General features: G+C 57.6%; 21 protein-coding genes. 17 read left to right on the plus strand and 4 right to left on the minus strand.

What is annotated here, in order from left to right:
• Window positions 1–49 precede the first annotated feature (49 nt).
• Both topA and AC0V6Q_RS02910 read left to right on the plus strand, forming a co-directional pair.
• Window positions 50–2644 (plus strand): type I DNA topoisomerase, encoded by a 2595-nt coding sequence (topA, locus tag AC0V6Q_RS02905; RefSeq protein ID WP_486166926.1) that lies wholly within the window; start codon window positions 50–52, stop codon window positions 2642–2644.
• Between the two features lie 6 nt (window positions 2645–2650).
• Entirely contained in the window at window positions 2651–2833 is a 183-nt protein-coding gene (locus tag AC0V6Q_RS02910) for a hypothetical protein (protein ID WP_486166927.1), read from the plus strand.
• Between the two features lie 58 nt (window positions 2834–2891).
• On the opposite strand, the gene era is transcribed toward AC0V6Q_RS02910, so the two are convergent.
• From era to lepB, 3 genes are read right to left on the minus strand one after another with little or no spacing between them, the layout of a single operon-like run.
• Window positions 2892–3803, minus strand: a complete 912-nt coding sequence (gene era / locus AC0V6Q_RS02915) for a GTPase Era (RefSeq protein WP_486166928.1) — start codon at window positions 3801–3803, stop codon at window positions 2892–2894.
• Window positions 3804–3841: 38 nt separating this feature from the next.
• Complete coding sequence (gene rnc / locus AC0V6Q_RS02920; RefSeq protein ID WP_486166929.1) at window positions 3842–4537, minus strand: ribonuclease III; 696 nt, start codon at window positions 4535–4537, stop codon at window positions 3842–3844.
• On the minus strand, window positions 4534–5403 hold the full coding sequence (gene lepB / locus AC0V6Q_RS02925) for a signal peptidase I (RefSeq protein WP_486166930.1): 870 nt from the start codon (window positions 5401–5403) through the stop codon (window positions 4534–4536). The genes rnc and lepB overlap by 4 nt, the downstream gene beginning before the upstream one ends.
• 49 nt (window positions 5404–5452) lie before the next feature.
• On the opposite strand from lepB, the gene pgi reads away from it, so the two are divergent.
• Window positions 5453–7015, plus strand: a complete 1563-nt coding sequence (gene pgi / locus AC0V6Q_RS02930) for a glucose-6-phosphate isomerase (protein WP_486166931.1) — start codon at window positions 5453–5455, stop codon at window positions 7013–7015.
• Between the two features lie 44 nt (window positions 7016–7059).
• Here the strand turns inward: pgi and AC0V6Q_RS02935 are convergent, their stop codons facing one another.
• On the minus strand, window positions 7060–8400 hold the full coding sequence (locus AC0V6Q_RS02935) for a choice-of-anchor tandem repeat GloVer-containing protein (protein ID WP_486166932.1): 1341 nt from the start codon (window positions 8398–8400) through the stop codon (window positions 7060–7062).
• A gap of 327 nt (window positions 8401–8727) precedes the next feature.
• Here AC0V6Q_RS02935 and AC0V6Q_RS02940 point away from each other — a divergent pair, with 327 nt between their 5' ends.
• The 14 genes from AC0V6Q_RS02940 (at window position 8728) to AC0V6Q_RS03005 (ending at window position 24723) form a co-directional block, all read left to right on the plus strand.
• On the plus strand, window positions 8728–10233 hold the full coding sequence (locus AC0V6Q_RS02940; RefSeq protein ID WP_486166933.1) for a DEAD/DEAH box helicase: 1506 nt from the start codon (window positions 8728–8730) through the stop codon (window positions 10231–10233).
• 123 nt (window positions 10234–10356) lie between these two features.
• Window positions 10357–11385 (plus strand): hypothetical protein, encoded by a 1029-nt coding sequence (locus AC0V6Q_RS02945; protein WP_486166934.1) that lies wholly within the window; start codon window positions 10357–10359, stop codon window positions 11383–11385.
• Window positions 11386–11460: 75 nt separating this feature from the next.
• Window positions 11461–12780 carry an MFS transporter gene (locus AC0V6Q_RS02950; RefSeq protein WP_486166935.1) on the plus strand — a complete coding sequence of 440 codons (1320 nt, stop codon included), beginning with the start codon at window positions 11461–11463 and terminating at the stop codon, window positions 12778–12780.
• Between the two features lie 96 nt (window positions 12781–12876).
• Window positions 12877–14232, plus strand: coding sequence for a glutathione-disulfide reductase (gene gorA, locus AC0V6Q_RS02955; protein ID WP_486166936.1), 1356 nt, complete (start codon window positions 12877–12879; stop codon window positions 14230–14232).
• 99 nt (window positions 14233–14331) lie between these two features.
• The gene (locus AC0V6Q_RS02960) at window positions 14332–15054 is read left to right on the plus strand and encodes an SDR family oxidoreductase (RefSeq protein ID WP_486166937.1); all 723 of its coding nucleotides are present in this window, start codon (window positions 14332–14334) and stop codon (window positions 15052–15054) included.
• Between the two features lie 70 nt (window positions 15055–15124).
• Window positions 15125–16657, plus strand: a complete 1533-nt coding sequence (locus AC0V6Q_RS02965) for an acyl-CoA carboxylase subunit beta (RefSeq protein ID WP_486166938.1) — start codon at window positions 15125–15127, stop codon at window positions 16655–16657.
• 237 nt (window positions 16658–16894) lie between these two features.
• Window positions 16895–17098, plus strand: a complete 204-nt coding sequence (locus AC0V6Q_RS02970; RefSeq protein ID WP_486166939.1) for a hypothetical protein — start codon at window positions 16895–16897, stop codon at window positions 17096–17098.
• A 16-nt stretch (window positions 17099–17114) separates the two neighbouring features.
• A complete protein-coding gene (mce, locus tag AC0V6Q_RS02975) occupies window positions 17115–17552 on the plus strand; it encodes a methylmalonyl-CoA epimerase (RefSeq protein WP_486166940.1) in 438 nt (145 codons plus the stop codon).
• Window positions 17553–17670: 118 nt separating this feature from the next.
• Window positions 17671–18456 carry an enoyl-CoA hydratase-related protein gene (locus tag AC0V6Q_RS02980; RefSeq protein WP_486166941.1) on the plus strand — a complete coding sequence of 262 codons (786 nt, stop codon included), beginning with the start codon at window positions 17671–17673 and terminating at the stop codon, window positions 18454–18456.
• A gap of 482 nt (window positions 18457–18938) precedes the next feature.
• On the plus strand, window positions 18939–21089 hold the full coding sequence (gene scpA, locus AC0V6Q_RS02985; RefSeq protein WP_486166942.1) for a methylmalonyl-CoA mutase: 2151 nt from the start codon (window positions 18939–18941) through the stop codon (window positions 21087–21089).
• The gene (locus AC0V6Q_RS02990; protein ID WP_486166943.1) at window positions 21086–21334 is read left to right on the plus strand and encodes a hypothetical protein; all 249 of its coding nucleotides are present in this window, start codon (window positions 21086–21088) and stop codon (window positions 21332–21334) included. Before scpA ends, AC0V6Q_RS02990 begins: the two co-directional genes overlap by 4 nt.
• Window positions 21331–22632 (plus strand): O-acetylhomoserine aminocarboxypropyltransferase, encoded by a 1302-nt coding sequence (locus AC0V6Q_RS02995; protein ID WP_486166944.1) that lies wholly within the window; start codon window positions 21331–21333, stop codon window positions 22630–22632. Before AC0V6Q_RS02990 ends, AC0V6Q_RS02995 begins: the two co-directional genes overlap by 4 nt.
• A 2-nt stretch (window positions 22633–22634) precedes the next feature.
• A complete protein-coding gene (gene bioB / locus AC0V6Q_RS03000) occupies window positions 22635–23645 on the plus strand; it encodes a biotin synthase BioB (protein WP_486166945.1) in 1011 nt (336 codons plus the stop codon).
• A 283-nt stretch (window positions 23646–23928) separates the two neighbouring features.
• The gene (locus tag AC0V6Q_RS03005; protein WP_486166946.1) at window positions 23929–24723 is read left to right on the plus strand and encodes a heme-dependent oxidative N-demethylase family protein; all 795 of its coding nucleotides are present in this window, start codon (window positions 23929–23931) and stop codon (window positions 24721–24723) included.
• Window positions 24724–24791 lie beyond the last annotated feature (68 nt).

The raw sequence follows: 24791 nt of genomic DNA on the forward strand, positions 1-24791 counted from the left end.
CGTACGCGTAAGGTGCTTTGGCACGTGTAAGGAAAACGAACCCTCTCTCATGCAGCTTGTCATTGTTGAATCGCCCGCGAAGGCGAAGACTATTGAGAAATATCTCGGCGGCGACTTCAAAGTGCTCGCCTCCTACGGTCACATCCGCGATCTGCCGCCTAAGGACGGCAGCGTGGTGCCCGATGATGATTTCGCCATGAGCTGGGAGGTTTATTCCGACAAGCGCAACCGCGAACAGGTCAAGGCAATCTCGGACGCGGCCAAAGACGCATCGCGCCTTGTGCTTGCAACCGACCCTGACCGCGAGGGCGAGGCGATCAGCTGGCATGTGATGGACGTGCTGAAAAAGCGCAAAGCATTGCCCACTAAAGTCGACCGGGTGACGTTTAACTCGATCACCAAGAAGGCCGTGACCGAAGCGATGGCAAAGCCGCGCGAGCTCGATCAGCCTTTGATTGACGCCTATTTGGGCCGCCGCGCGCTCGACTATCTGTTCGGCTTTACATTGTCGCCGGTACTGTGGCGCAAGCTTCCTGGCGCAAAGTCAGCTGGCCGGGTGCAATCGGTGGCGCTGCGCCTCATTGTTGAGCGCGAGCGCGAGATTGAGGCGTTCAAGCCTGACGAATATTGGTCGGTGCTTGCCAAGCTGGAGCATGCCGGGACCGAATTTGATGGCCGGCTGGTGCGCTTCAAGGGCGAGAAGCTGGAAAAGCTCAGCCTTGGCCAAGAAGGCATTGCGATGGAGGCAAAGGCCGCTGTCGAGGGTGGTCGCTTTACGGTTGAGGACGTTGAGAAAAAGCCGCTCAAACGCAATCCAGCGCCTCCGTTCACGACATCGACCATGCAACAAGAGGCCGCGCGTAAGCTCGGCTTTTCCGCGAGCCAGACCATGAGCGCGGCGCAGCGGCTCTATGAAGCAGGCGCGATCACTTACATGCGGACCGACGGCGTGCAGATGGACGGCGGCGCGATTGCTGCGTGCCGCCACGAAATCGGTGATCGGTATGATGCGGCATACTGCCCTGAAAAACCGCGCTTTTATGCGACCAAGGCCAAGAACGCTCAAGAAGCGCACGAAGCCATTCGCCCCACGAATTTCGCGAAAGACCGCGTTGGCAGCGGCGATGAGGGCAAGCTCTACTCGCTGATCTGGAAACGCGCCATGGCCAGCCAGATGGCAACCGCGCAATTGGAGCGCACCACGGTCTCCATGCTCGACGCCACTGGCCAGCATGAACTGCGCGCCACGGGTCAGGTTGTGGTCTTCCCAGGCTTCTTTGCCGTCTATCAGGAAGGCTTTGACGATAAGGAGGAGGACGAGGATGGCCTGCTGCCCGCTTTGAAAGCAGGCGATTGTCCGGCCAAAAAGTCTGTTGAAGCCACCCAGCACTTCACTCAGCCGCCACCGCGTTTCTCCGAAGCCTCGCTGGTCAAACGTCTCGAAGAGCTCGGAATTGGCCGCCCTTCGACCTATGCCTCCACCATCCAGACCTTGCGCGATCGCGCCTACGTCCGGGTGGAAAGCAAGCGGTTCTTTGCCGAGGAATCCGGACGGCTTTTGACGTCCTTCCTCGAGCGGTTCTTCCCAACCTATGTCGCCTATGACTTCACGGCCGGTATGGAGGATGAACTCGACACGGTTTCCGACGGGCGTGAAGATTACAAGGCGCTGCTGGCGAAATTCTGGGCCGATTTCAAACCCAAGGCCGATGAGGTCATGGAAAAACTGCCTTCGGAAGTGACCGAGGCGCTCGACGAATATCTCTCCGACTACCTCTTTCCGCCGCGCGAAGATGGAAAAGATGCGCGCCATTGCCCCTTGTGCGAGACGGAAGGGCGCAAAAACGGGCGCCTTTCGCTGCGTGGCGGCAAATTCGGCGCGTTTATCGCGTGTCAGAATTATCCCGAATGCAAATTCACCCGCCGCTTTGCACAGCCGGGCGGGGATGATGGATCAGATGATGGCCTTATGGGCGTCCACCCCGAAACGGGCGCGGAAATTCATCGCAAAAGTGGTCGTTTCGGACCTTATGTTGAGATGGAGCATGAAGAGAAGAAATCTCGCGCTTCGATCCCCAAGGATCTGGATGATTTCAACCTCGAATGGGCGGTGAAACTGCTCGATCTGCCGCGCGTTATCGGCCCGCACCCGGAGACCGGCAAGGACATTGAGGCTGCGATTGGCCGCTATGGCCCGTATCTGCGCCACGATGGCAAATATGCCAATATGAAGAACACTATTGATGTGTTTGAAACAGGCATGAATGCCGCGGTGACGCTGCTGGCTGAGGCTGCCAACCGCAAAGGTGGGCGTGCGAAGGCCGAACCGATCAAGACGCTTGGCGAACACCCCACAAGCGGGGGCGAAATCAAGGTGATGCCGGGGCGTTATGGCCCATACGTCACCGATGGCACCACCAACGCGACGATCCCTAAGGACATCAAGCCTGAGGACATCGAAGCAGCAAAAGCCATCGAGCTGATCGACGCGCGTGCGGCTAAGGGGCCTGCGAAGAAGAAAACCCGCAAGAAGGCTCCTGCTAAGAAGAAAGCTCCGGCCAAAAAGGCAGCGGCGAAGAAGCCTGCGGCCAAGAAGAAGGCACCAGCGAAGAAGAAAGCGCCCGCAAAGTCGGACGAGACTTAAGCCGCAATGGGCAAAGAGAAATTCGAACGCCACAAGCAACCGTGGAACGCCGAAGAAGCGGGCCGCCTACGCTTGCTCGCATCCAAGGGGCAGGGCCTCAAACAGATTGCGAAAGCGCTGGGGCGTAGCGAAGAGTCGGCCAAAACCTTTGCCAAACAGCAAAAGATCAAGATCGCCAAGAAGCACTGAGGGGGCCCAGCTTCGACAGCTGGCCTAAGGGTAATAGGTAGTTCTTTCGGACGCCTGCCTATTTCACCCAATCCAGCCCCATTTCCTCGAACACTTCCTTGTCATCGGACCACCCTTCGGAGTGCTTCACATGGAGGAACAGGTGCACTTTCACGCCCAGAATTTCGGATAACTCTGCGCGCGCTGCTGCGCCGATTTCCTTGATGCGCGTGCCGCCTTTGCCAAGGACGATGCCTTTCTGGCTTTCGCGGGCGACAACGATCTGTTGGCGGATTTCCACGCTCCCGTCGGGGCGTTGCTGATAGCTTTCGGGCCGCACAGCGCTGTCATAGGGAAGCTCTTCATGAAGCTGTTTGTAGAGCTGTTCGCGGGTCACTTCGGCGGCGAGAAGGCGTTCTGAGGCATCGGAAACCTGGTCTTCGGGATACATCCACACGCCTTCGGGCATGAGGTCTGCGAGCGCCTGTTTCATCTCCGGCACGCCGTCGCCGGTGAGGGCTGACACGAAGAACACCTCTTCAAACGCGATGCGTTCGCCAAGCTCTTGGGCGAGTTCCAAAAGCGGCTCTTTCTTGGCCTTGTCGACCTTGTTGAGGACAAGGATCTTGCGCTCTTTGCGGTGCTCCAAGGCCTCAACCAAAGGCAAAAGCTCATGTCGGCGTTGCTTGATGGGATCAACGATCAGCAGGATCGCATCGGCGCTTTCCGCACCTTCCCAGGCGGCTGAAACCATCGCGCGGTCGAGGCGACGCTTTGGCGCAAAGATACCGGGCGTATCGACCAGGATCATCTGCACCTGATCCAATAGCGCAATGCCCAGCATCCGGGCGCGCGTCGTCTGCGCCTTGGCGCTCGTAATCGCGACCTTTTGGCCGACGAGCTGGTTCACCAGTGTCGATTTGCCCGCATTGGGCGCTCCAATGACGGCAACAACGCCGCATTTAGTCTTGGAAGGATTTGTATTTGTCATAAATTCCGTTCGCCCCTGCCTTGGGAGCATAAAGTGTCTCAACCAAATTTCTTGAGGAAGGCTCTGGCCGCAAGCTTTTCGGCTTCGCCTTTGCTCGTGGCCTCTGCTTCTGCTTCGCCGACATTGTGGATGCGAACCTTGACCGTAAAGCGCGAGGCATGGTCAGGGCCGCTGCGCCCCGTCACATCATAATGCGGCATAGCGCGTTTGTTGTGAGCGGCCCATTCTTGCAGAGCGCTTTTGGGGTGTTTGGCTTTGCCCGCATCGCCCGAAAGATCGCTTTCCCAAAGGGCCAGGATCACATCGCGCGTCACGTCAAAGCCGTTGTCGAGAAAGCTTGCGCCAATCACCGCTTCCATAACATCGCCAAGGATGTTGTCGCTATCCGCGCCGCCATCCTCGCGCGCCTGCTTGCCAAGGCGCACGTGGTCGGGCATCCCGATTTTACGGGCAATCCGGGCACAGGTTCGTCCGCTTACCAGAGCGTTCAATCGTTGGGAGAGCTGGCCTTCGTGGCTGTCACTTTCGCGGTAAAGCCAGCTTGCCACCGCAAGCCCAAGCACACGGTCGCCGAGAAATTCGAGCCTTTGGTAATCGCGGGCATGGTCTGCTTGCGCCGGACTGCCGGAATTGAAACTCCCGTGGGTGAGAGCCTCAAGCCAAATCGCTTGCGTTTTGACTGTGAAGCCCGAGGACTTGAGCCAGCCAAGAGTTTCAGCTGCAAGATCACTCATAGCAATGTTCCAATTCTTCCCCAACGAACGGTCGAAAACCAGCTCACGGGATTGTACCAAACCGCGCTGCCATCGCTCGACCACAAGATGATCGCAGCCTCGCCTACTAGCAGGTCTTGTGAAACAATTCCCACCGCGTCGCCGCTGCGCGCTGGAAAGCGGCTGTCGCGTGAATTGTCGCGGCTGTCGCCCATGACGAACATTTGGCCTTCGGGAATGGTGACGGCGCGGTAATTGTCGCCCGGCGTCATGCCAAAATCGAGCGTGTTGAAACTGCGTCCGCCAGGGAGCGTCTCGCGATATTGGGAGTAACGGCACAGGACGTCGCCATCTGCATCGCGTTCTTCACGTCCGCCCCATGCGCATCCGGTATTTGGCGACAACTCAACCGCAAAATCGGATAAAGGTTCGCGCGGCAGGGGTTCACCATTGAGGATGACAGTGCCGTCCTCGATCCCGATGCGGTCGCCGGGAAGAGCAATCACCCGCTTTACGTAATCAAGCCCATCGACCGGATGTTTGAAGATCACAATATCGCCGCGCTCCGGCTCGCTTGTGAGGATACGGCCCGGAATGAGAGGCGCGTCAAAGGGCATGGAGTGCTTGGAAAAACCATAAGGCCATTTGGCCGCAAGCAAGAGATCGCCGTTCATCAATCGCGGCAACATGCTCTCGGATGGTATGGAGAAGGGGGCAAAGACAAAGCTGCGGAAGAACAAAACCGCGATAAGCAGCTGCAACAAGAAGAGCGTGAAGCTTTTGGGCGTCTCCTTCTTTTGCGGGTTTGCAGACGTATTCGCGCCGTCCTCGGAGGAACCAAGGGCAGCATCGCTTGCGCTTTGTTGTCTATGGGCTTTACCATCCATCGCGACCCCCTTACTCGCACGGTTCCTTCGCGCATAGAGGTTTTGCCCAATGAAAACGTCCCCAAGCTCACTAACTACAGCAAAGCTGATTTGGCAGAAGCTCTCGCAGCTTGATCGCAAAACACTGGCCGAGCTGTTTCAAGGTGATGAAACGCGCGTTGAAAAGATGAGCCAGCGGTTGGAGTTTGACCTTGGAGAAGCGGGTCCCATGGGCATTTTGCTCGATTGGTCGAAGACGCATCTGGGAGATGCGGAGCTTTCCGCTTTTGAAGAACTTGCCGATGTGATGGGTTTTGGCGCGGCGCGAGAGGCTCTTTTTGGTGGCGGCATCGTGAACCCCACCGAAGGGCGTCCCGCCACCCACGGCGCAATGCGCGGCAGCGGGACCGAGGCGGATGTCGAAGAGGCTGACCAATTGCTGCGCCGCATGGGCATGCTGGTCGAGGCGATCCATCAGGGCGCTTTGGGAGAGGTGAAGCACCTTATCCATATCGGCATTGGCGGCTCAGCCCTCGGGCCTCAACTGGCAGTCGATGCGCTCACCCGCGACCTGGCGCTGGTGGATGTGCATGTCGTCTCCAATATCGATGGCTTGGCTTTGGAGCAGGCGTTTGCCGCGTGTGATCCAGAGACGACCCTGATCGCGGTCGCGTCCAAGACTTTTACTACAACAGAGACGATGACCAACGCTGCCTCAGCGCTCAAATGGCTGTCCGATAACAAGGTCGATGACCCCTCGGGCCGCGTTATTGCTATGACCGCGAACCCGGAAAAAGCGGTCGAATGGGGCGTTGATGAGACCCGCGTTCTGCCATTCCCTGAAAGCGTCGGCGGGCGGTATTCGCTTTGGTCCAGCATCGGTTTCCCGCTTGCTCTGGCCGTCGGCATGGAGGAATTCACCGCGTTTCTTGCAGGCGCGCAAGGGATCGACACGCACTTCCGCGAGGCAGAGGGCCGCGCCAACGGCCCTTTGCTCGCAGCGTTCGGCGACCTCTATTATTCGAGGCTGCGGGGATGCCAGACCCGCGCGGTTTTCGCCTATGATGAGCGTCTGGGCCTCTTTCCTGACTATCTCCAGCAGTTGGAGATGGAGAGCAATGGCAAGTCTGTGACTACCACGGGCGAGCCGGTCGATGCGCCGACAGCCTCCATCACATGGGGCGGGGTGGGGACCGATGCACAGCACGCCGTGTTCCAGCTCCTCCACCAAGGCACGCACTTGATCCCAGTCGACTTCATCGCCAGCATAGCGCCCGGCGACGAGCTAGACCCCGCGCACCACAAGGCGCTGTTGGCGAATTGTTTCGCCCAAGGTGCGGCCCTAATGGCAGGCGGCAATATGAGTGCGGACGGGAAAGACCCCGCGAGAGGCTTTGCAGGCGACCGACCCTCGGCGACGATCTTGGTCGATGACTTGGATGCGGCAACTTTGGGCGCCCTCATCGCCTTCCACGAACACCGCGTGTTTGCCGGAGCCGTCCTGATGGGCATCAACCCCTTCGACCAATTCGGCGTCGAACTGGGCAAGAAAATGGCGAAAGAGGTGGAAAGCGGCGAGGGGAACTTTGATGCAAGTACCAAAGCGCTGATGGAAGCGGCTGGGTTGGGGTAGACGCGACTTAGTAGATGTTTTGGTAAATCAGCCAACGGCTCCATTCATGGCTCACGGCTCAGCTTGTACAAGAGACCCGCGCCAGAAAGTGCTCCAATCGAACCGATGTTTCCGTTATTTCTAGTTACTCCATACAATGCGCCATCGCTCGCCAGCGTTACGCCCCCTAACGGCTCATACGGGAAATCAGGAAACGGCCCAAAGGAGTGCAGCACAGTGAATTGACCTGAACGTGTTAGTTCGTAGACCACACCACCGGTAGTTGCATTGACCCCACCTGAAATAGTTGCACCATATAGCGTACCATTATCGCTTTCGAATACTGGAAGTAACCCACTTCCATCAGTGGCACTGTCGAACAGGTATAAAACCTCAACGCCAGTTTCTGGCGTGAAAGTGTAGACTGTTCCATTTTTCCCTCTCTCACCGCTTGCTACCCCAATAATCACGCCGTCGCGCGCTTCGATAAGTCCACGAGAAGGGCCTCTCGGCAATCCTTCACCACCGCCAAATGAGTGGACGATTGTAACCTCGCCGTTTTGAGACATTCTGAATAGTGTCCCGCATATGTTCCGACCAAGGCAAAGGTTCTCTCCACCGCTTTCCGTGATCCCATAAAAGAAGCCATCACTTGCGAGCAAAAGAGCTCCTTCTGGTTGAACTCCGTCAGTTATCGAGTTCCCAAACGAATGGAGCTTTTCATATCTGCCATCTGGTGCGACTTTGAAGATCGTTCCGCAATTGGGGGTTGAAGTGGGTATCTGCACGCAGACATTGTCTCCCCCGCTTGAAGTAGTGCCGTAAAAGAAACCGTCAGGACCCTCGACCAAGGAGCCAATTGGATTGAAACCGTCTCCTGATTGCACGCCGAAATCATGCAGAGTCTCAAATTCTGATCCATCCAAATTGATCCGATAGACAATGCCTCCACCCCCGGCTGCTCCGCCAGTGCTCGTTAATCCGTACAGCTTACCATCTTTACCCTGTATCACTGGACCAGAGGGGCTATAACCTCCGCTGTTATCGGGAGAGAAGACGTGCACGAGTTCTACTTCACCGCCAATGGTGTATCGGTAGATGACGCCGCAACCGCGATTTGCCTCCGGACCACAGTCTCCCCTGCCTCCAGAAAGAGTGGTGCCATACAAGTTGCCATCACTTGCCTGAAATAACTCGAATGCGGGCTGACCTCCGTCGGGTAGATCGACGCCGAATGTATGAATCGGCTCAAACGTCCATGCAGCAGGAGTTGGAGTTGGAGTTGGAGTTGGAGAAGGTGTGGGTGTAGGAGAGATCACCGAGGGCGGTGGTGACCCGCTTCCTCCACTTCCACCACAGGAGGTCAATGCAGTGTAAAATAGCGGTACCCAGAAAAATCGTTTCAACAAACTCGCCCTTACTTTTACTTGCACTGGGATCTATCTTGCTAATCCAACATTGACAATCCGCTAAAGATAATCACCAAAGAAGTTACCTTTGGAAAGACACCCGCAGAATAGTCTTTGACTTTCGGCGCGCGAACCCCCATCTGAACCCCGAACACGAAACGCACACCTAAGCCAGCGTGAAGCGGCCGCTCGTTTGAGCACTGCCCCGGCTAAGCGTTTCATTCCGACCTCTTACAGCTTCCCAATTCACGCGGGCGGTTCCTTGAACCCGCGCTTCGTGACGCCCGTTTTTGGCGTTGCGCATCGCACTTTATGCGAGTCACAATGACAACTTTTGACCAACTCGGGCTGTCACAGCCCATTCTTCAAGCTCTTGATCTCAAGGGCTATTCCACTCCTACACCGATCCAGGAACAGGCCATTCCGCCGGTTCTTGAAGGGCGCGATCTACTCGGTATTGCGCAGACGGGTACCGGTAAAACGGCGGCCTTTATGCTGCCTGCGATTGATCGCCTGCGCGAAAGCGACAAGCAGATCCCGTTCAAATCCTGCCGTATGCTGGTGCTCGCCCCAACGCGCGAACTGGTGCAGCAAATTGCCACCGCTTCCAAAGATTATGGCTCGCTTGCAGGGCTGAAGGTCCAGAACATTGTTGGCGGCACCTCGGTCAATAAGGACCGCAACAAACTCCACCGCGGCACCGATATTCTGATCGCGACACCCGGGCGTCTTCTCGATCTCATCGACCAGAAAGCGTTTAACCTGAACGCCGTCGAAGTGCTCGTTCTGGATGAAGCAGACCAGATGATGGACTTAGGCTTTGTCCATGCGCTGAAGCGGATCAACGAACTGGTGCCCAAAGAGCGCCAGACCCTGTTCTTCTCTGCCACTATGCCAAAGGCGATCAAGGAGCTTGTGCGAAACTATTGCCGCAATCCGGTGCAGGTTTCCGTCACTCCAGAAAGCACGACGGCTGAACGGATCGAGCAATATATCTTCATGGTCCAAAAGGATGAAAAGCAAGCGCTTCTCGATATGATCCTGTCGGGCCGTCACAGGGTCCCGGGCGATTTTGAGCGTATCCTGATTTTCACCCGTACGAAGCACGGCGCAGACCGCGTAGTGAAGAAACTTCGCCAGAGCGGGATTGAATCAAACGCCATCCACGGCAACAAATCCCAACCACAGCGCCAGCGTGCCTTGGACGAGTTTCGCCGAGGCAAGACCAGCGTTCTGATTGCGACCGATGTGGCCGCGCGCGGGATTGATATTCCGGGCGTATCCCACGTCATCAATTACGAGCTGCCCAATGTGCCAGAGCAATATGTGCACCGTATTGGCCGTACTGCGCGTGCGGGCAAAGACGGCGTTGCAATTGCATTTTGCGGTGAGGACGAACGCGCATATCTTAAAGATATTCGCAAAGTCACCGGCGCAGAACTCGACCGGCTTCCCCTGCCTGACAATTTCCGCGCAGTGGTCGAAGGCGTTGGTCCAACCAAACCTGATCCCAAGGGCGCTACGCGGGTTTCCAAAAAGAAAATCCGTCCCAAGCCAGCAGGACAAAGTGCAGGCCAGAATTCAGGCGACGGCGCAAGGCCCAAAAAGCCGAAGCCCAAGCACACGGCGCGCAAAGGCAAACCCCAAGGCAAGCCGGGCGGCGGCGCTCGTCCGCAGGGTAAGCCCAATGGCGGTCGTCCCAATAGCGGAAGGCCCAATAGCGGTAGGCCCAGTGGCGCAAAGCCCGGTGGCGGTCGCCCTGGTGGTGGTCAAAAGCGCCGCGGTAGTGGAGGCGGCGGCGGTGGCCGTCCCCGCTCAGCCGGCGGCTAACGCGCTGCAGTTTCTTGTAAATTGAATTCGCTCATCAGGCGGAAATTAAACCGAAATTAAGCACAAGGGCTCTAACTGGCGTCTCACACGAGAAGCACGCCTGTTAGGGACCCTTTTGCCGCTATGATCCGCACCGATACAACATTGATTATTGGCGCCGGGGCTAATCGCGAAATCGAGATGCCTGACGGGCCCGAGCTGCTCAATAAAATCGCGTCCGGCTATGAATTCGAACGCCTCAATTCCGAGGTCAAATCACGCGACCTTGTGAGTTTGGCTCACCTTTTTGAACGCGTCGCGCCTGAATTCGGGATGACCTATGACCAGTTGGTCGACGGGGCAAAGGCCATTCGCGATGCGACTTTGGTCAGCACCAATATCGACGCAATCCTCGAGCAATATGGCCATGATCCGGCGGTTCAGGCAGCGGGCAAGCTCGCAATCGTTTACTACACCCTTCAGGCGGAATCGAAGTCGACCCTTGCGGTAGAGCCGCGCGGACCGGACGAATTGCCCCTTCGCGGGTCGGAAAACTGGCTGTTCCAGCTGGGTCAGCTGATCGTCAAAGGCGTGCCGCGAGCCCGAGCCGAAGAGTGCTTCGAAAAGCTCTCTATCGTGTGCTTTAACTATGACCGCGCGATAGAACACTACCTTCCATGGGTGGTCCAACGCGCCTTCGGGATGAGCATTGAGGAAGCCCAGGAATTGGTCGCAGGGCGGCTTCGCATTGTGCACCCATACGGTGTCGCGGGACGTCTCCCGTGGCAGGGCGACGAGGAAAACGGAGCGGTTTGGGGCGATGTCGAGGCCGAAAATATTGTCGCGCTTTCCCGCCGGATATTCACCGCAAGCCAGCGCGAAAAATCGCGTCAGTTCCGTTCTTACCTGCGCTCAGAGATGTCGCGCGGCAAACGGCTTGGTTTCCTCGGCTTCGGCTTTGACCCGATGAATGTCGCCATGCTCTTTGACGAGCTGGAACATGACAATCCTGACATGCTGATCACGCTGATGAATATTGGCGAAGTGGAGCAAAAGGCGATCCTTCGCCTCATCCACCGTCTGACCGGGATTACCGATGATGGCCTTATCACGCTTGAGAATATGAAGGCGTTTGAGCTGCTTCGCGATTACGCCCGCTTCCTTGAGAGTTAGCCTTTTCTTTTCGGAACTTCGCTTAGGCGTGCCCGTTCTCTGCAGGTAAATTCCAAGGGGAACAGGCTCACAATCATGGGCGACGATACCGGACAATCAGACACAACCTTGAGGCGCGCCTTTGAAGCGCTTGCGATTGACGATGAAGGCCGCGCGTGCAGGGATATCCCTGAAAGCGCCTGCCGCGAAGAGCCGCGCAATTTCTTCACCCATGTGACCTCTTTATCGCTCAGCAAACTTGCTGATGGTCTGGTTGATCCCAAGCTGGTCTTGAGCTGGCTGTTGACGAGCCTTGGCGCGCCAGGCGCTGTGATAGGGCTATTGGTGCCGGTGCGCGAAGCAGGCGCACTTTTGCCGCAAATGTTCACCGCCGCATCCATTCGCGCCATGCCGCTGCGCAAATATGCCTGGGCAGGGGGCGCAGTAATGCAAGGGGTTGCAGCGCTTGCAATCTTTGCCTTTGCGCTGATGTTCGAAGGGGCAACGGCGGGCTGGGCGATCCTTGGGGCGCTAGGCGTGCTCGCGCTTGCAAGAAGCGTGTGTTCGGTGTCCTACAAGGATGTTCTTGGCAAAACCGTCTCGAAATCGCGGCGGGGCACGGCGACAGGGGTCGCAGGGTCAATTGCGGCAGGATTGGTTATCCTGTTTGCGGTGCTGCTTGTGTCGGGAGTGGTGGAACGGCGTACAATTGTGCTCGCAGCGCTTGTCGGTGCGGGGCTTTGCTGGATTCTTGGCGGGGTGGTTTTTGCAACCCTTCAGGAAGCCGAAGGAGCAACAGAGGGCGGTGAACAAGCCTTCAGCATTGCGCGCCAGAACCTTTCTCTCCTTTCAGAGGACCCGCAACTGAGGATCTTTATCGCGGCAAGGGGATGCCTGACAGCAACCGCCCTTGCACCCCCGTTCATGGTCGCGGCCTCGTCGAGCGAGGGGCAAACCGCGTTTGAAGGGCTCGGCTTTCTGGTGCTTGCATCATCCGGCGCGGGGCTGGTGAGCTCATTTATCTGGGGACGGCTTGCCGACCGTTCCAGTCGCAAGGTTTTGCTCATCTCGGCATTGGCAGGAGCTATTGCCCTTGGCGCAACGTGCCTTGCGGTTATTGCGGGCGTGATTGCGACAATCTGGGTCTTGCCGCTGCTTTTGTTCGGCCTGATGATCGCTTACCAAGGCGTGCGATTGGGTCGTTCGACCCATCTTGTGGATATGGCCAACGAAGACACGCGCGCGGCCTATACGGCGCTCTCCAACACGATAATCGGTGTGATCCTGCTCGCAGGCAGCGTGTTTGGTGTCCTGGCGCAAGCATTGGGCAATGCCGCTGTGCTTGGCGCGATGGCCGCGCTGTGCCTTGTCGGGGCCTTTTTCGCGTTCCGCCTCGAAGAGGTGCAAGCGGAGTAACCAAGGCAAGTCTTTGCCCGAACAATGGGCGATGGGCTTGGCAAGCTGCCAGCACGCCTCCATATCGCATCGCAACGCAGACGGGAGCGCTTCTTCATGGACGACAGCATTTACGATTATGATCTTTTCACCATTGGCATCGGTTCAGGCGGGGTCCGCGCAAGCCGTGTCGCTGCTGCCCATGGCGCGCGCGTTGCTGCTGCAGAAGAATACCGGGTAGGCGGGACATGCGTCATCCGTGGCTGCGTCCCCAAAAAGATGCTCGTTTACGGCGCGCAGTTTGCCGAAGATCTCGAAGATGCAAAGCAGTTTGGCTGGGACATTCAGGGCAAAAGCTTTGATTGGGTGCGCCTTCGCGACCACGTTCAGCGTGATATTGACCGGCTTGAAGGGCTTTACGGAGAGACGCTGAGCAATCACGACGTGACCGTTTATCATGAGCGCGCGGAGATTACAGGCGATCACGAGATCACCCTTGCAAGCGGCAAAGTGGTGACTGCGAAATACATTCTTGTCGCAACCGGGGCCCAGCCTCACATGCCCGATTTTGAAGGCAACGAGCATGCAATCACGTCCAATGAAGCCTTTCACCTTGATGAGATACCAAAGCGCATTCTGATTGCCGGTGGCGGATACATTGCAAACGAATTTGCCGGTATCTTCCAAGAGTTCGGCAGCAAAGTGACCATTGCAAACCGTTCGGATGTTATCTTGCGCGGCTATGATGCGGCCTTGCGCGACCGTTTGCTGCAAATCTCGCTGACCAAAGGCATCGAGTTTTGTTTCAACGTGCAATTTGAATACGTCAAAAAGCAGGATGACGGCACGCTCTTGGTCAAATTGACCGGCCATGATGAGCGTGAATTCGATCAGGTGATGATCGCCACCGGCCGCACACCCAACACCAAAGGGCTTGGCCTTGAGAAAGTTGGCGTTGAGCTTGGCAAGAAGGGCGAGATCAAGGTCGATGCAGCGTCCAAAACCAATGTCGATTATATCTATGCCGTGGGCGATGTGACCGACCGCGTGCAGCTAACCCCGGTTGCTATTCGCGAAGGTCAGGCATTTGCTGACAGCGTATTTGGCCCGGGCGAACCCTATACTGTTGACCACTCCTGCATCCCAAGCGCGGTCTTCAGCCATCCGCCGATTGCCTCTGTTGGCCTTACCGAAGGCGAGGCGCGAAATAAGCTTGGCTCGATCAAGGTGTTCCAGTCCGATTTTCGCCCGATGAAACACGTCGTTGCAGGCCGCAATGAGCGCGGGCTCTACAAGATGATCGTCGATGCGGCCAATGACCGGATCGTGGGTATCCATATGATTGCGCCCGAAGCGCCAGAGATCATGCAAGCAGCAGCGGTCGCGGTTAAAGCAGGCCTTACCAAGGCGGACTTTGATGCGACCACCGCGATCCACCCGACCATGGCCGAGGAATTGGTGCTGCTCAAATAGGCGGCGACGGTTCGATCATATCCAAGCACCTTCGTTGCCGAGCGTGCTCCCATTCGCTAGCTCCGATGGCCAGGCATCTGCTTCGAGGGGAAAAGCACCATGGAGATTTCAGGTAAGAGCGTACTGCTGACCGGAGGCAGTGCCGGCATCGGCCGCGCGCTTGCGAGGCAACTTCGCGATGCGGGCGCGCAGGTGACGATCACTGGGCGCGATGAGGGGCGTCTTGCCGAAATGCGCAAGGCCGGATTTGATGCAATCGCAGCCGATCTCTCGAACGCTGCCGGTGTTGACGCGCTGATCGCTGAATGCGGCGAGAGGGATCTCGATATCCTCATCAACAATGCGGGGATGGGGGCAGAGACAAATTACGCCGAAGAGACTGTAGACGTGGATGCAGCGGATGCGTGTTTCTACGCCAACCTCTCCGCGCCTGCACGATTGACGGCGGGTCTGCTCGATCGGCTTCGTGCGCGGCCTGAGGCTGCTATTGTCTTCGTGACATCGGGTCTCGCTTTGGCTCCGAGCAAGGATGCAGCGGTATACTGCGCCACCAAGGCGGGACTTCGCAGTTTCACCCTCTCGCTGCGTGCGCAATTCAAGGGCGAGCCCGTCCATGTGATCGAAGCCTTGCCGCCTATGGTCGATACGCAGATGACCTCCGCCTATGATGTTTCCAAGATGAGCGCAGAGCAATGTGCGGGCGAAATTCTCGATGCAATCAAGAAGAACCGCACGGAGGTGATGATCGGTCAGGTTAAGCTTTTGCGATTTGTCCAAGGCATATCGCCATCGCTTGCGCGGCGGATCATGCTGAACTTTTGATAAGTTGACGCTTGGCTGCCGCTGCGGCAACGAACCTTCCAAACATTCGTATAGGGACAGGGACCACTTAATGTCTGCCAATATCGCTGAAATGGAACGACGCCGCGAAGCTGCCAAGATGGGCGGCGGGCAAAAACGCATTGACGCACAGCATGCCAAGGGCAAGCTGACCGCGCGCGAGCGTCTTGATGTGCTCTTGGACGAAGGCTCGTTTGAAGAGATCGACACCTATGTCGAACACGACTGCGTCGATTTCGGCATGGAAGATCAGAAGATCCCCGGCGACGGCGTGGTCACGGGTTCGGGCACGATCAACGGGCGGCTGGTCTATGTCTTCAGCCAGGATTTCACCGTATTCGGCGGTTCGCTCTCAAAGCGTCACGCGGAGAAAATCTGCAAGGTGATGGACACCGCGATGAAGGTCGGCGCTCCCGTCATCGGCCTCAACGATTCAGGCGGCGCGCGTATTCAGGAAGGTGTCGCATCGCTTGGCGGCTATGCCGATGTGTTCCAGAAGAACATTCTCGCCAGCGGCGTCATCCCTCAGATCAGCCTTATCATGGGCCCATGCGCAGGCGGCGCGGTCTACTCACCCGCGATGACCGACTTCATCTTTATGGTGAAGGACAGCTCCTACATGTTCGTGACCGGACCCGAGGTGGTGAAGACCGTTACCAATGAAGAAGTGACGCAGGAAGAGCTGGGCGGGGCAATCACCCACACGACCAAGACGTCTGTGGCCGATATCGCGTTCGAGAATGATGTCGAGACGCTGCTCGCAACGCGCGAGTTCTTCAATTACCTGCCGCTCTCCAACCGCGAGGAAGCGCCAGAGCTTCCCACCAATGACCCATGGGACCGGCTGGAGCCATCGCTCGACACGATCATCCCGGACAATGCGAACCAGCCTTATGATATGCATGAGGTGATCCGCAAAACGCTGGACGAGGGTGAGTTTTTCGAGATCCAGCCAGCGCACGCTGCGAACATCATCTGCGGATTTGGCCGGGTTGAAGGGCGCACAGTGGGCGTGGTCGCAAACCAGCCTATGGTGCTCGCTGGTGTGCTCGATATTGCATCGTCCAAGAAAGCCGCGCGTTTCGTGCGGTTCTGCGATGCGTTTGATATTCCGATAGTGACTTTCGTCGACGTCCCCGGCTTCCTTCCCGGTACAGCGCAGGAAATGGGCGGTATCATCAAACACGGCGCAAAGCTGCTCTTCGCATATGGCGAGGCGACCGTGCCCAAGATCACCATCATCACCCGAAAGGCATACGGTGGCGCCTACGACGTGATGGCGTCCAAGCACCTACGCGGCGACCTCAACTACGCCTGGCCCACCGCAGAGATCGCGGTGATGGGCGCAAAAGGCGCGGTGGAAATCATCTTCCGCCAAGACCGCGGCGATGCGAAAAAGATCGCGGAGAAAACCAAGGAATATGAAGACCGCTTTGCCAATCCATTTGTGGCCGCAAGCCGTGGTTACATTGACGAGGTGATCCACCCGCACTCGACGCGCCGTAGGGTGGCGCTGGGGTTGCGCAAGTTGCGGACCAAGGAGCTCACGAACCCTTGGAAGAAGCATGATAATATTCCGTTGTAGGCGCGATGACAGCTAAAGAACTAATAATTCGCGTGACATTTTGGACGTCGGTCGGGACGCTGATCTTGACCGCATTCATTCTCTCTAGCCCGCGAATTCCATAAGGCGCAGCTATACCATCCTCGTCACCCTGAACTTGTTTCAGGGTCCATCTGGCGGCTGGCGAAGTTGGTTCTCGAATGCGAAATGGATCCCGGATCAAGTCCGGGATGACGAGCGGGGGATGGTGACGTGTCAATGAAAGAAATTCTCCTGCCCCTCTCCCTGCTGTTCGCCACAGCAATCTGCGCGTTCATCGCCCACCGCATCTATCGCAGCCCGGACAACTGGCACATCGATGGCGAAACCAAGGAACTGCGCTTCCATAATTGGCCAAGCCTTGGCATTTTCGCCTGCTTCGGCGCTTTACGCGCGCTGACTGCACATCTTCTCCTCATCTGAAACACGGAAAAAGCAAATGAAACTAGGCCGCCTGAACCACATCGGGATCGCAACGCCCTCTATTACGGACTCCATCGCACACTACCGCGACACAATGGGCGCGACACAGATCACCGAGCCCTTTAATCTGCCCGAACAGGGCGTCAAAGTCTGCTTTGTCGATACGCCGACCGATAGCGGAATGAACGGCACGCAGCTTGAGCTGATCGAGCCGTTTGACGAGGGCTCCCCGATCAATGGCTTTCTTGCCAAGAACCCTGCGGGTGGTCAGCACCATGTCTGCTTTGAAGTGCCTGATATCGACGAAGCGCGCGCTCACTTCGAGGGCATTGGCAAACGCATCCTTGGCCCCACGCGCATTGGCGCGCATGGCACGCCGATCTTCTTCCTGCACCCGAAAGATATGCAGGGCATCCTCACCGAGATCATGGAAACGCCCCAAGAGGGCCACTAACCCGGCGTAGCTATCAAAAGTAACGTTGCGCGTCCCTGCGGACTTGTGTTGACGCGCACGTAAGGGCAAACCGTTTCCAAACGAAACGCAAAATGCAAGATTCTGGGAGAGAGCCAAGATGACCTACGAAACGATTCTAGTGGAGCGTGAGGGCCCGCTGCTGATCCTGACGCTGAACAAGCCAGATCGCCTTAACGCCATGGCTCCGCAAATGGCGGACGAGATTGGTCAGGTGTTCTATGATCTGGGCGATGCACGCGCGGTTTTGATCACGGGCGAGGGCAAAGGGTTTTGCTCGGGCGCGGACTTATCCGCGCGGGCCTCACCTGATAGCCCCAGCAATAAGGGCGGCTCTCACCAAGCGCTCCAGAACCATTATAACCCTGCGATCAGCCAGATTTTGCGCGCCGAAGTGCCGGTAATCTGCGCGGTAAACGGTCCCGCAGCGGGCGTGGGTTGCAGCCTCGCACTCGCCGCCGATTTCACCATCGCGGCGGAACGCTCTTACTTCCTTCAGGCTTTCGTCAATATCGGCCTTGTACCCGATGGAGCATCCACTTGGCTCATCGCCCGCGCAATCGGCCGTGCCCGGGCCACTCGCATGATGATGCTGGGCGAGAAGATCAGCGGCAAGCAGGCCGAGGAATGGGGCCTCGTTTACAAATGCGTCGCGGACGATGCGTTGATGGATGAAGCGCGCGCCTTGGCTGAGAAACTCGCCAATGGTCCTACGGTCGCGATCAAGACCATGAAGCGCAACATCGCCACCGCGCTCGACGGCAGTGTCACCGAAGTGATGCTGGCAGAGGCAGAGGGTCAGCGCATCGCTGGTGCTACAGCGGACGCAATGGAAGGCGGCATGGCCTTCCTGCAAAAGCGCAAAGCCGAATTCAAAGGAGCCTGACGGGCTTACAATGTCTGCGCCCACGAAAGCGAATGCATTGCGTTTCTCCGGATTTGTATTGGGATTACTGGTTGTTTGCGTTTTGACGTATTTGGCATGGAATGACGCGCTGTCTTTTGATCCATGCGATAACAGCTTCAAAAAGCCGGTACCCCGATGCCAAACTTCGCCCTGGTATTATGGCGGCGGGGGTGGCTTTCTGATCCTGGTCGGCCTTAGCGCGATTTTTGCTGCGACATCACAACGCGCGCGGGCGCGGTACGGGCGAAGAGAGCTGATTGTGTGTGCTTGCATTGGTGTGTGCATCGCCGCATCAGGCGTGGCCGGCGGCTTTATCGCTTATCAATTGGGAGCGCTGTCGCTATGATCCAGCGTCCTTGACGAGCGCACGTGTCTGGCCGAGAGAACGACCTGTAATCCACCATTCGAATAAACCTGCGACGCTGGTGCATGTCAGTTTGTCGCCATGCCAAAGTCCGATTATGACCGACAAACCAACTCCCGCCGATTGGAACGCCCTTGCCGACAAGGAGGTGAAGGGCCGCGACCTCACTTGGAACACGCCAGAGGGGTTTGCGATCAAGCCGCTCTATACGGCGGAGGACCACGAGGGCTGGGATCCGGGACTTCCGGGTTTTGCACCGTTCACACGCGGGGTGAAGGCTTCGATGTATGCGGGCCGCCCTTGGACAATCCGACAATATGCGGGGTTCTCGACGGCTGAGGAGTCGAACGCGTTTTACCGGCGCAATCTAGCTGCGGGTCAGAAGGGGCTGTCGGTCGCCTTCGATTTGGCCACCCACCGGGGCTATGATTCAGATCACCCGCGCGTAGTCGGCGATGTCGGCAAGGCGGGCGTTGCGATTGATACGGTCGCGGATATGGAAATCCTGTTCGACCAAATCCCGCTCGACACCATGTCCGTTTCCATGACGATGAACGGCGCAGTGATCCCGGTTTTGGCGTTCTATATCGTTGCAGCGGAGCGTTCCGGGGTCTCCCAAGACAAGCTTTCCGGCACCATTCAGAACGACATCTTAAAAGAGTTCATGGTCCGCAACACTTATATCTATCCGCCAGAGCCTTCGATGCGGATTATCTCGGATATCATCGGCTACACCTCGGCCAATATGCCGAAATTCAACAGTATTTCGATCAGCGGCTACCATATGCATGAGGCCGGAGCGACAGCGGTGCAGGAGCTTGCCTTCACCATTGCCGACGGCAAGGAATATGCGACCCGCGCGATGGCAACCGGGCTCGATATTGATGCCTTCGCAGGGCGTCTGTCGTTCTTCTTCGGCATCGGCATGAACTTCTTCATGGAGATCGCCAAACTTCGCGCCGCGCGCACGCTTTGGTATGAGGTGATGGACGGGCTGGGCGCAAAGTCTGAGCGTTCGAAGATGCTGCGCACCCACTGCCAGACATCGGGGGTGAGCCTGCAAGAGCAAGACCCCTACAACAACGTCATGCGCACCACGATTGAGGCGATGGCGGCGACCTTGGGCGGCACCCAAAGCTTGCACACCAATGCGCTCGACGAAGCCATCGCGCTTCCCACTGACTTCTCCGCCCGCATCGCGCGCAACACGCAGTTGGTGCTTCAGGAGGAGACGGGGATCACCAATGTCGTCGATCCGCTGGGTGGCTCGCATTATATCGAAGCGCTCACTTCCAAATTGGTCGAAGATGCGCGTGAGTTGATGAAGACAGTCGATGAGGCAGGCGGCATGACCGCCTATGTCGGCACTGGCGCTCCCAAGGCCGCAATCGAACGCGCGGCGGCTGAAAAGCAGACCATGGTCGATCAGGGCAAAACCGTGATCGTTGGCGTGAACAAGTATCGCAAAGACGAAGAGGACCCCATCGACACGCTCGACATCGACAATGCAGCGGTGCGCAAAGGCCAGATCAAGCGTCTCGCAGATGTGCGCTCGGGCCGCGATGAAGCGGCGTGTCAGGCCGCGCTGAAAGCGCTCACCGAGGGTTCGGCAGGCGATGCGAATGTGCTGCAATTGGCAGTGGAAGCTGCGCGCCACGATGCGACTCTGGGCGAGATTTCCTCCGCGATGGAAGAGGTCTTTGGCCGCCATGATGCAACGCCAAAGCCGGTGTCTGGCGTCTACAAGACCGCATACGAGTTTGACCAACGCTGGGCTCAGGTTACGGATGGTGTGGAGGCAGTCAGCCGCCGCTTGGGCCGCAAACCGCGCATGATGGTCGCCAAAATGGGCCAAGATGGCCACGATCGCGGCGCGAACGTCATCGCGAGCGCCTTTGCCGATATGGGCTTCGAAATTGTCTCTGGCCCACTGTTCCAGACACCGGACGAGGCCTGCGCAATGGCGCTTGAGAATGATGTTGATGTGGTGGGCTGCTCGAGCCTTGCCGCTGGTCACAAGACGCTGATCCCGGAGATCATCCGCCTCTTACGCGAAGCAGGCCGCCCCGACATTAAGGTCACCGCAGGTGGCGTGATCCCGCCGCAGGACTATGACTTCCTGCGCGAGGCGGGCGTTTCGGGTATTTACGGCCCGGGCTCGAATGTGGTGGAGTGCGCTGCCGATATTCTCACCATGCTCGGCCACAACATGCCTCCGCTCGATGGATTGGATGAGGCGGCGGAGTGAAGCTTTTGGCCAAGTGGGCATTGGTCATTGTGGCGACGCCCCTGATCGCACTTGTTCATGTTTTTCTTGGCTTCGGGCTAACCGGAATAGGAATGAGGATCGGCTTGGAAACTGAATGGCCAGCTTTTGGATTGGCTATCCTGTCGTTCTTTTTTGTTCTTACCTTCACCGTAGCAAAGATATTTGGACTAGGCGCTGAGCCAGCGCCTCGAGAGACTCCTGAAAAAGGAAAGAAGATCCTATGACCGACCTCCCCGAAGGCACCCGCCCCGAAACCCTCACAGTCCACGCAGGGACCCAGCCGGACCCCGCAACCAACGCGAGGATCACGCCGATTTATCAAACGGCGGGCTACACTTTCAACAGCCCAGAGCACGCGGCGAACCTGTTTAACTTGAGCGAGTTCGGCAACATCTACTCGCGCATTATGAACCCCACCAATGATGCTTTGGAGAAGAAGGTTGCAGCGCTTGAGGGCGGTGTGGGCGCTCTCGGCGTCGCCTCGGGCCATGCGGCGCAATTGGTTGCGTTCCACACTCTAATGGAGCCGGGGTGCAACATCGTTGCCGCGAAGAAACTTTATGGCGGATCACTCAACCAAATGGGTGAGGCCTTCCTTAAGTTCGGTTGGGAAACCCGCTTTGTCGATGTCGATGATGTCGAGAATGTGCGCGGGGCTATGGATGACAACACGCGGGCGGTCTTTATCGAGAGCCTTGCCAATCCCGGCGGCGTTGTCACTGATATCGAAGCCATCGCGGCTGTCGCTCATGAAGGCGGGGTGCCGCTGATCGTGGACAACACAATGGCGACCCCGGCGCTGTGCCGTCCGTTTGAGCACGGCGCAGATATTGTCACGCACTCGACCACCAAATTCCTCAACGGCCACGGAAATGCGGTCGGCGGGGTGATTGTCGACAGCGGCAATTTCGATTGGAAAGCCCAAGGGGACAAATACCCCTCGCTGACCAAGCCAAATGGTTCGTATCACGGCGCGGTTCTGGTCGATGCTTTGGAGCCCATTGGCCCGATCGCCTTCATCATCGCCTGCCGCGTGCTGGGTCTGCGCGACCTTGGGCCTGCTATGGCGCCGATGAATGCCTTCCTCGCGCTCACCGGCATGGAGACGCTGCATCTTCGCATGGAGCGCCACTGCGCCAACGCCCACGCGCTCGCCGAGTGGCTTCAGGAGCAGGACGCGGTTGAGTGGGTGAGCTATGCGGGCTTGCCCGACAACCCCTACAATGCCAACGCCCAGAAATACCTTGGCGGCAAGGGCGGGGCAGTGTTCACCTTCGGCCTCAAGGGTGGCTACGAGGCAGGCAAGGCGCTTGTTTCAAACGTCAAGCTCTTCAGCCACTTGGCTAACATCGGCGACACACGCTCGCTTATCATTCACCCGGCTTCCACAACGCACAGCCAGCTTTCGGCAGAAGATTTGGTTGCAGCGGGCGCTGGCCCCGATGTAGTGCGCGTTTCAGTCGGTATCGAGCATATCGACGATATCAAAGCTGACCTTAAACAGGCTCTTCAAGCAGGATAACAATGACCCAAATTCGCAACGATTGGACCCGCGAGGAGATCGCGGACCTCTTCAACTTGCCATTCACAGAGCTGCTTTTCCAAGCGGCCAGCACACACCGCGCAAACCACCCGCCAGAGCAAATCCAGCTGTGCACCTTGCTCAGCATCAAGACCGGCGGTTGCCCCGAGGATTGCGGTTATTGCTCGCAGTCGGTGAAGGCTGACAGCGGCGTCGAGGCGACCAAATTGATGGATGTGCAGGCCGTGCTGCAACGCGCAGCGCAGGCGAAGGATCAAGGCTCGCAAAGGTTCTGCATGGGTGCCGCTTGGCGCAATCCCAAGGATCGCGACATGCCTAAGATCGTCGAGATCGTGAAGGGCGTGCGCGATATGGGGCTTGAGACCTGCATGACCCTTGGCATGTTGGAGCCGCATCAGGCGGACATGCTCGCGGAAGCTGGGCTCGACTATTACAACCACAATATCGACAGCAGCCCGGAATATTATGAGCGCGTGATCTCTACCCGGGATTTTCAGTGCCGTCTCGATACGCTGGACAACGTTCGCAAAGCGGGCATCAACGTGTGCAGTGGCGGGATTGTCGGCATGGGCGAAACGCGCGAGGATCGTGTTGGCTTTGTGCACACGCTCGCGACCCTCGAAGAGCATCCAGAGAGTGTTCCGGTGAACGCTCTGGTCCCGGTAAAAGGCACAGTGTTGGGCGATATGCTCGCCGATACTCCGATGGCGAAAATCGACGACATTGAGTTTGTGCGCACGGTTGCGGTGGCCCGGATCACGATGCCGATGTCGATGGTGCGTCTGTCTGCAGGACGCGAGAGCATGTCAGAGGCGACACAGGCGCTGTGTTTCTTGGCGGGTGCGAATTCGATCTTCACTGGAGACAAGCTGCTCACTGCGCCCAATGCTGGCGATGATAGCGATGGGGCTTTGTTTGCGAAGTTGGGACTGACGGCGTTGCGACAGGAAGAGCCCAAACGCGCGGGCAGAAAACTGGAGCCCGCTGAGTGATCAGACAGAAGGCCAGATGGTGTTGGTGGATGCACGCGATTTTCTGGCTCAGCGTATTGCTTGCCGTAATCTGGTCATTGGGAAATGGCTGGGTATCATTGATGGGACCTTGTCCTGCTTTTTCCAGCAATACGGATTGCGTTTGGACTGAGGCTGAAGAAAATTGGTTTTGGCCTCACTCTCAGTTGCTAGCCCTGGGCGTCCTAGTAGTGCTCAAGTTCGGACTAGATCTTTGGGCTAAACGGTTGCACAGAAAGCTCACAATTAGCGCTGAGGAGTTTGGATGACCCTCGGCTTTTCCGTCAATTCCCTCCTCCCCAAAGCGCGTGGGGGAGGGCAATTGCGGATGGGGCTGACGAGGCTGGGCGAGGATGGGTGGCTCCAGCCTGATCCTGATCTTGCTGCGCGTGCTCGTGGTTTTGCCGAATGGCCCGAGGGGGTTCAGCTAACTGCAGAGGCAGAGGGGCCGGGCGCAGAGTTTGCGGCAATGCTTGGCCTTGAGGGTGGTCTTCGCGAAGCCGCATTGGCTCACCATGAGGATATGTGCCTTCTCACCAAGGCGCCGGGCGACGACCAATATCGCTTAATCGGCGCTGCGGTAGCCTGGCCTTCCGATTGGCGACCCAAGGACAAAATCGGCCTTCCCATTCGCGCGCTTCATGCGCCGATTGCGGGCTATGAAGAACAGCTCGCGACCGGGGTGGACCGGTTTATGGAAACCCTCAAACCGGGCGCAATCTATGGACGGTGCAATTGGTTTATCGCAGCCACGGGTGAGCGACGTTGGCTTGAGCCGCGTCCCGCGCATGAGGCTTTCGCGCATGTGACAGCGCAAAATGCAGGCGAAACGCTGTTCGTGCGATCAGAGCGGCAAACCTTGCGCCGCTTGCCGAAAACTGGCGCTATCCTCTTCACGATCGGCATTTATGTCGAGCCTTTAGAAGCGCTTGAGGACAGCAATATCGCGATGTTGGCCGATGCAGCGCAAAGCCTTGTCCAAGGCGAGGGGGACCGGCGCGGCGCGGCTGCCTATGCCGCGGCTCTCACTAGCTTTTCCGCGCGCCGCAGCTCAGCATAGACGGTTCAATTTCGATAGGTTGCAAGGCTGTATCCAAGCCTGCATAGGATGTGGTGTTTAAAGAATAT

The sequence above is a fragment of the Erythrobacter sp. S227 genome (assembly GCF_057364925.1).

What these genes read in the sequence shown, in the direction of transcription:
- pgi (WP_486166931.1), top strand. Translation starts at nt 5,453, where the DNA reads ATGAAAACGTCCCCAAGCTCACTAACTACAGCAAAGCTGATTTGGCAG.
- topA (WP_486166926.1), top strand. Translation starts at nt 50, where the DNA reads ATGCAGCTTGTCATTGTTGAATCGCCCGCGAAGGCGAAGACTATTGAG.
- era (WP_486166928.1), bottom strand. Translation starts at nt 3,803, where the DNA reads ATGACAAATACAAATCCTTCCAAGACTAAATGCGGCGTTGTTGCCGTC.
- AC0V6Q_RS02950 (WP_486166935.1), top strand. Translation starts at nt 11,461, where the DNA reads ATGGGCGACGATACCGGACAATCAGACACAACCTTGAGGCGCGCCTTT.
- scpA (WP_486166942.1), top strand. Translation starts at nt 18,939, where the DNA reads ATGACCGACAAACCAACTCCCGCCGATTGGAACGCCCTTGCCGACAAG.
- AC0V6Q_RS02980 (WP_486166941.1), top strand. Translation starts at nt 17,671, where the DNA reads ATGACCTACGAAACGATTCTAGTGGAGCGTGAGGGCCCGCTGCTGATC.
- mce (WP_486166940.1), top strand. Translation starts at nt 17,115, where the DNA reads ATGAAACTAGGCCGCCTGAACCACATCGGGATCGCAACGCCCTCTATT.
- AC0V6Q_RS02960 (WP_486166937.1), top strand. Translation starts at nt 14,332, where the DNA reads ATGGAGATTTCAGGTAAGAGCGTACTGCTGACCGGAGGCAGTGCCGGC.
- AC0V6Q_RS02965 (WP_486166938.1), top strand. Translation starts at nt 15,125, where the DNA reads ATGTCTGCCAATATCGCTGAAATGGAACGACGCCGCGAAGCTGCCAAG.
- gorA (WP_486166936.1), top strand. Translation starts at nt 12,877, where the DNA reads ATGGACGACAGCATTTACGATTATGATCTTTTCACCATTGGCATCGGT.
- AC0V6Q_RS02970 (WP_486166939.1), top strand. Translation starts at nt 16,895, where the DNA reads ATGAAAGAAATTCTCCTGCCCCTCTCCCTGCTGTTCGCCACAGCAATC.
- bioB (WP_486166945.1), top strand. Translation starts at nt 22,635, where the DNA reads ATGACCCAAATTCGCAACGATTGGACCCGCGAGGAGATCGCGGACCTC.
- AC0V6Q_RS02995 (WP_486166944.1), top strand. Translation starts at nt 21,331, where the DNA reads ATGACCGACCTCCCCGAAGGCACCCGCCCCGAAACCCTCACAGTCCAC.
- AC0V6Q_RS02910 (WP_486166927.1), top strand. Translation starts at nt 2,651, where the DNA reads ATGGGCAAAGAGAAATTCGAACGCCACAAGCAACCGTGGAACGCCGAA.
- rnc (WP_486166929.1), bottom strand. Translation starts at nt 4,537, where the DNA reads ATGAGTGATCTTGCAGCTGAAACTCTTGGCTGGCTCAAGTCCTCGGGC.
- AC0V6Q_RS03005 (WP_486166946.1), top strand. Translation starts at nt 23,929, where the DNA reads ATGACCCTCGGCTTTTCCGTCAATTCCCTCCTCCCCAAAGCGCGTGGG.
- AC0V6Q_RS02945 (WP_486166934.1), top strand. Translation starts at nt 10,357, where the DNA reads ATGATCCGCACCGATACAACATTGATTATTGGCGCCGGGGCTAATCGC.
- lepB (WP_486166930.1), bottom strand. Translation starts at nt 5,403, where the DNA reads ATGGATGGTAAAGCCCATAGACAACAAAGCGCAAGCGATGCTGCCCTT.
- AC0V6Q_RS02940 (WP_486166933.1), top strand. Translation starts at nt 8,728, where the DNA reads ATGACAACTTTTGACCAACTCGGGCTGTCACAGCCCATTCTTCAAGCT.